The following is a 6,355-nucleotide window of genomic DNA, read 5'->3' as shown; positions in this document are numbered from 1 at the left end:
AGTTGGAGCCCGATGACCGGATCCCGCCGGTCTGCAGCAGCTGCGATCACGCCTGCTTCCTCATCCATGATGTGCACCACCGGCGTGTCCGAGAGGCCCCGCTGCTGATTTACCAGGTCGTGCTGGAGGTGCCGGTGAGACGCCTGCGCTGCCCTGTCTGTGGACCGACACGCGAGCGGATCGACTGGCTGCCGGGCCGAGCTGGCGTGACCGATACGCTACGCCAGTGGGTAGAGCGCCTGGTGAACTTGCTACCTATCCGCCACGTGGCTGACCTCGTCGGTCTGCACTGGCATACCGTGAAGACCATCGATAAACGGCGCCTGCAACGCGACTTGCCAGAACCGGACAGGACACGGCTACGCCGGCTGATGATGGATGAATTTGCCCTGCACAAAGGGCACCGCTACGCCACGGTGGTCGCTTGTGCCGATACCCAGCAGGTGGTGTGGATCGGCGAAGGCCGCTCCCGCGAGGCGATCCGCCCCTTCTTCGAATGTTTGGGCGATGCCCGACAACAGATCGAAGCCGTCGCCATGGACATGAATTCGGCGTTCGACCTGGAGGTTAAGGCCCAGTGTCCCAACGCCGTCGTGGTCTATGACCGCTTCCATGTGGTGGCCAAATATGGACGTGAGGTGATGGACCGTGTACGCGTTGATCAGGCCAATCAGCTACGGGACGATAAAGCGTCCCGCAAGGTGATCAAGAGCAGCCGCTGGCTGCTGCTGCGCAACGCCGACAACCTCAAGCCCGAGCAAGCGGTCAAGCTGGAAGAGTTGCTGGCTGCCAATGCGTCACTGACCACCGCCTATCTGCTCAAGGACCAGCTCAAGACGCTGTGGTTCGCCGAGAATGAGGCCACCGCCCGAAGCGCCTGGCAGGAGTGGGCTGACATGGCCCTCAGCAGCGGAATTGGCGCCTTGGCGCACTTCGTCCGGAAGCTGGAGCCCTATCTGGAGGGGATCGTTTCTAGTGCCCGGCATCGACTGAATACCAGTGTACTGGAGGGCATGAACAATCGGATCAAGGTCATCAAACGGATGGCCTACGGGTACCGCGACATGGCGTACTTCTTCCTGAAGATCCGTGCCGCCTTTCCCGGTAAAGTGCGATGAACCAATTTTCGAGCCCCCCTCATCAACGCCGGGTTAGTCAGCAGGCTCCTCCCGATGCCCAGGTCGAATAGTCGATCGATGACCGATGTCGCATCAATAGTGTGCAAGGTGATCCAGATCCAGCTATTCACATACGTCGTTCACGCTGATCCCCGGCGCCGCAACTGCGCTGCCCATGTCCCTTATATGGACCCGTCCTGTTGTGCAAGCCAGTAGCAACGATGGATGAAGGTGAGGACTGCACACTTATATCCGGCCTCGTCATGGCATGTTGGGTCCCTGATGATCATGTGGTGGTCGGGAGCGAGGGATGTGAATCCCTTGCGGAGCTGGGGTATCTGTGACCGCGCGTCACGACATAACGCCGGAGCTGCCCCATTGGGTAGCTCCGGCTATTCACCATCATTTATTTTTTGGGGAACTGGCTGTTGGCAGCCAGAAGTATTTACCAAGCGGGTAGTCAGTCATGCGGGACCCGATACCTAGCTTATAAGTCAGCGAGCATGAAAATGATGCCACACAGATTATTTTCCTAATCTAGACTTAAAAGCAAAATCATGTAAATATGGGTAATAATGCGCGAAACCTGAGGCCATACATGGACATACTCTACTGGCAAATTGCTGTAATCTGTATTGTTGGCTACGCCACATGGCGCAAAGAAAGCTATGGTTTAGTAGTTGCCATATTAGTTAGTGGCTGGACGCTAGCGATGGTACATAGCGATGATCTATTAGGTGTACAGATGATTTCCGCATGGGGATCTTGGTACGCAGTACGTAAATGCAGGGATAAAATAAATGCCTTAATTAGACAGTATCACCAGCCTCAAAGCAGAAACTTTGACAAGACTAGCGCAACCCAGGATCGTCCCGCCAAGCAACAAAATTATAAAAACTCCCGCATCGAAAACGAACAGCATCTATCAGAGCTATACTACGCCATTAACACTGCCACCCAACACATCTACATCATTTCGGGCTGGATTTCCGAAAAGGTAGTTGATGATGAATTTTATAGAATTTTGAGAAAGGCGCTAATTCGTGGCGTCGATATTCACATAAAATATGGCGCCATTGATTTCGATGGCAACCATAAAATGAGCAAAAACGGACTTAATGCATTAAGAAAGATTCAAAAATTACAAAGAACATCTACCACCTTCCGTGGCACCTTGGAAATCACACAAGTCGCTACCCACCAAAAAATTTTAATTAAAGATAACGACTACTTTATTTCTGGAAGCCACAACTGGCTCTCAAGTCACCATAACAGAAACGCAGAAACGAGCTGGAAAATAGAAAACCCCAAAGACGTCAAGATAGAGATCGAAAACTTCCATAAATCCATACATGGCGCCAAACCTATTTACGCCAGTTGAGATCATTGTTCCTAAGGAGATATAACGTCCCACGAACGAAGTCAGGTATCACCACATACCGCCTCGCCTGACTCATTACCACGCCACGCAATAGGCACTACCGCGCCCGGCTCGTCCCACTCCAATAGCGATGCCAAGGCGCCGTACTGTATTAGTACCAGAATAATCAGGAATCGCGGGAGCGCTCTGATCTGTAGGAGCGTAAGCGATCCACTATCTTTTACAAGAACAACAACGAATACGGCATCTCCCATGATGACTCGACTCGACGCACCAATGCCCCACCGTCACTTTCTTCTCGGTGTTGGCGCCGGCTCCACTCTGGTCCTCGCCAGCCCTCGGCAGGTACTCGCCGCCTACGAGAGCGAACCTGAAACCTACAACACGATTCGTCGCATCGTCCGGGACGCGATCATGCAAGGCATCCAAGTCGCCCTCCAAGGCGAAAAGGTCCTGGAAGCATCACGCGAAGCTAGAGAACAGGTCGAAACGAGGCTGTGGGAGCTGGTGAGTTAGCTGATGCCTGAATCAAGGAGAAGCTACGATGGATTCAGCAGGCGTCGAAGCCGCGTGCCGCCCGGTGGCGCATTACGAACTACCTCAAGATCATGCGAGAAGCGGTCGCCGGTCAGCCCTGCTCAAGCCAATGGCGAAGGCCCTGACCACGCTGGAGCGGCATGCGGAGCAGGTGGTGAGGCGCCGGCTCTCGGGGCTGACCAACGCGCGCCAGGAAGGCATGAACGGTCTGTTCCAAGCTGCCCGGTCACGCGCACGCGGCTACCGTAACGAGACCAACTTCATCGCCATGATCTACCTGATCGGCAGCCCGGTAGGCCACTTTCTTGATCAGGCCAAATCCACATGAAGTGACGAAGAACCCTATCATCCGACCTCTGATATTTTAATGGTTTTTCTGCCTTTTGAATAACTTCCAATATATCCATCCTATAAAGTAGCCAATAAGCCCATAGGCGACACAGGCTATTATCCATTGTGCAATAGGCTCTACAGAATACTGCAATGGTTCAAAATTGATGCTACTGAAAAAAGAAGGGAGAGTTATTATAGTGCCTATAAAAATTGCATAAGCAGCGAATTTTCGCCCTGATTCTTTAGCAGCGGAGGCTTGACCCTTAACCGTTGCAGCCTTAAATAAAATTACACCCACTAAGAGTGAGGCACCTACACTTACTGCTGAATTGAATAGTACGCTTTGGATATCAGGCTCCATGCTTTTTCATACCTTTATTAATTTTGTTTAGTGTTGTTATTTTAATTATACAAAACAATATATCAAATTCTTATTTCAGAATATATAGTGACAACGAAGCAAGCATTCGTGAGGTGGCAAAAGCCATAGCCCTGTTGGGAGAGCGTCGCCTGGGCTTGACGGTCCTGGGAGGTGCCTTGCCGGGCTCGGCAGCGCCCAAGCACGCCATCAAACGTGTCGATCGATTGCTGGGTCCCGTATGATTGACTGCTCACTTGGTAAATAGCTCTGCCCGTTTGGCCTGCCATTCTTTCATCGCGGCTATCGGTGATTGATGATTCAGTGCCTTCAGCGAGATATGGTGATTGTACAGCCAACAGTACCGCTTCAGTGTCTGTTCCAAGTCTTCGCCAGAGGCATAGTGCCGAGATGTCTCATCACCGCCGGCATCTTGCCGAGCCAACGCGGCGAGCGTCGGCACTTCGCGCCGCTTGAGCATGCGGTGCAAGCCGGAACGTGACAGCCGAGGGTTCAGGAACTCGCGTGCCACGATCAGCAGATCATCGAGGCCGAGGCGCAGGAAAGCCCGTGCAGCGATCAGCACTTCTTCCTGCTCGGTCGTCAGTGTGGCCAGTAGGTTGTGCCGCGTATGAGAGCGGTCATGGACATTATCTCGGTACCGCCAACGGCGAATGGTCGAGTCGCCAACACCGTACTGCCGGGCCAACTCGCTATCGCTGATGCTGGAGGGCGCCGCCTGGATCTCGGCACGGATCTTGGGTGTCGTGGTGGCCTGCTTATGCAGCTTGATGTCCATGAACCTGCTCCCGGATGAGTTGCTGTAGAAGCTCTCTGGCTGCCAGCAGAGGATAACTTCTATATCTCATTTGATCATCAGGGACCCTACAACTAGAAGCTACGAGGTTTTCCGCGTTAATTGATAAAATGTGATCCGCTGTGTCTGTTGCCCCGTACACGGCTACCCACGAATGTAGGGAATGGTAGGATGGCCCGCATCATCCACGCCGTATCAGGAACACCCTATGCCACAGTCCCTCGCCTATCAGCTTGCCGGCCATATAACTGCCGAGGCACCGATTAGCGTCAACTACTTCGGCATGGATAATCGGTTACCCCGCACGCCGCATGGCCAAACGTTCCTCAATGGCGGCACCCTGCGTGGCCCTCTGCGCAAGGCGGCGTTGAGGGCGGTGATCCGATTGGTAGCGAAAGCTCAAGGTGTTCCCTTGGATGCGGTGTTCGACCGTGGCGATCTCTACATGCTGGGCGAAGGCGTGGACATTACTCGGGGCGTCAACAACGAGTCGAGCGGCAAGTTCAGCGATCCCATGGCGGAAAACTGGCTACGCGAATTCAATCCCTTCATCAGCCTATTCGGTCGTTGGAAGCTGGCCGGACACCTTGAGGTGAGCCCGATGCTGACCTCGGCCACCAACCTGATCGATGCCGGTCAGGGAATGCGTCATGACCAGTTCGAGCATGACTCCGGGATGATGCAGTACCTCAACGAGGAGCAGCAGGACGCATTGCTTGCTTCGCTGCGGAGTGCCCGAGAAAGCATGGATGATATCGAGGAAGTACGTACCGAGGTTAAACGGCTCAAGAAAGCCGCGCACGATACAGAAGATCGTGAGGAAAGACGGGCAATCAATGACCAGATTCACGAAATGCAGGCCCAGGAGAAGGCCATCAAGAAGGCCCGCGAGGGTGCCGAGCAGTCCATCAAGCATCCGATTGCAGGTTACGAGGCTATCGCTCCGGGCAGCGAGCTGTCCTCCACGCTACGTATCATCCAGGGCACCCCGACACACCTGGGGCTGATCCTGCATGCTCTGGCGGAGTTCTCCCAGCGTCCCCGTCTGGGCGGCCATGCCGCGACGGGCTTCGGTGATATACGCGCCGAATGGGAAGTGTTCCAGCGGTCGCCTGGTGAACATCGCAGCCAGGCCATCGGGCGAGTGGTGCTGGATGCCATGGGCTTCGATATGCAAGGCGAGGCGCTTGAGTCAGCGTTTGCCGCCTTTGAGCAAGCTGTGCGGGAGTTCGATTTTCGGCTCTTCACGCTCACCGAGGCCCGCCAACGCCGGAAGGCCTGACCCCATGGTATCGAGTGAAACCACGCAGCCTTTCAGGCTGATGCTTCGTTTGCATACGCCGCTGATCCTGCCCCGAGTGGTGCCAAGGTTGGATACGCTGCTGCAGGAAGCAGCCTGCCGGCAGCATCTGGATTGGTCGCAACTGCATACCTTGCCATTGGTATTTGACGACGCGCGGGGCGGCTATCGCGCCTCCCAACTGATTTTCGGCGTCACGCCACACCATGGGCTGGTCGCCCAGGAAATCGGGCTGACCTCCGGCGTGTCACGCCTGCCATTCGCGTCCGCGTCAGGCATGAAAAGTAAGCTGCGTATTGATGGCGGGCCGCAAGCCCCGAAATTGACCCGCCACCCGGCGCTACTCAGCCCTTTTGTGGTGTTCTATGGCGAGGGGCAGCTTGAAGCCTGTCTCCGACTGCTTAGTCATACCCCCCATATCGGCCTTGAGCATGCCCGTGGACAAGGCGCGATCAGCATCGAAGCCTTTCAGGAAGATGACCGGCAACGCTGGCGACAACGCCCCTGGCGG

8 protein-coding genes are annotated in these 6,355 nt (G+C 54.9%); 6 read left to right on the top strand and 2 right to left on the bottom strand.

Features of this window, described 5'->3' with window-relative positions; all coding sequences use genetic code 11:
* The 4 genes from OP495_RS15980 to OP495_RS15965 all read left to right on the top strand — a co-directional run.
* Window positions 1-1,118, top strand: a 1,118-nt coding sequence (locus OP495_RS15980) for an ISL3 family transposase (RefSeq protein ID WP_280570691.1), incomplete at its 5' end; no start/stop codon positions are given.
* A gap of 598 nt (window positions 1,119-1,716) precedes the next feature.
* The gene (locus OP495_RS15975; RefSeq protein WP_280564548.1) at window positions 1,717-2,499 is read left to right on the top strand and encodes a phospholipase D-like domain-containing protein; all 783 of its coding nucleotides are present in this window, start codon (window positions 1,717-1,719) and stop codon (window positions 2,497-2,499) included.
* Between the two features lie 252 nt (window positions 2,500-2,751).
* On the top strand, window positions 2,752-3,015 hold the full coding sequence (locus OP495_RS15970) for a hypothetical protein (RefSeq protein WP_280564547.1): 264 nt from the start codon (window positions 2,752-2,754) through the stop codon (window positions 3,013-3,015).
* 28 nt (window positions 3,016-3,043) lie between these two features.
* A complete protein-coding gene (locus OP495_RS15965; protein ID WP_280564546.1) occupies window positions 3,044-3,364 on the top strand; it encodes a transposase in 321 nt (106 codons plus the stop codon).
* Window positions 3,365-3,400: 36 nt separating this feature from the next.
* On the opposite strand, the gene OP495_RS15960 is transcribed toward OP495_RS15965, so the two are convergent.
* Both OP495_RS15960 and OP495_RS15955 read right to left on the bottom strand, forming a co-directional pair.
* The gene (locus OP495_RS15960; RefSeq protein ID WP_280564545.1) at window positions 3,401-3,730 is read right to left on the bottom strand and encodes a hypothetical protein; all 330 of its coding nucleotides are present in this window, start codon (window positions 3,728-3,730) and stop codon (window positions 3,401-3,403) included.
* A gap of 250 nt (window positions 3,731-3,980) precedes the next feature.
* Window positions 3,981-4,526 carry a hypothetical protein gene (locus OP495_RS15955; protein ID WP_280564543.1) on the bottom strand — a complete coding sequence of 182 codons (546 nt, stop codon included), beginning with the start codon at window positions 4,524-4,526 and terminating at the stop codon, window positions 3,981-3,983.
* A gap of 226 nt (window positions 4,527-4,752) precedes the next feature.
* Between OP495_RS15955 and OP495_RS15950 the strand changes: the two genes are divergently transcribed.
* On the top strand, window positions 4,753-5,826 hold the full coding sequence (locus OP495_RS15950; RefSeq protein WP_280564541.1) for a hypothetical protein: 1,074 nt from the start codon (window positions 4,753-4,755) through the stop codon (window positions 5,824-5,826).
* A 4-nt stretch (window positions 5,827-5,830) separates the two neighbouring features.
* On the top strand, window positions 5,831-6,355 hold a 525-nt coding region (locus tag OP495_RS15945), incomplete at its 3' end, for a hypothetical protein (protein ID WP_280570690.1).

This window comes from Chromohalobacter sp. 296-RDG (assembly GCF_029889885.1).
In the GTDB taxonomy this organism is placed as follows: Bacteria; Pseudomonadota; Gammaproteobacteria; order Pseudomonadales; family Halomonadaceae; genus Chromohalobacter.
The sequence above is the reverse complement of the archived record's forward strand: the minus strand, read 5'-3'. Positions and strand labels throughout refer to the sequence as shown.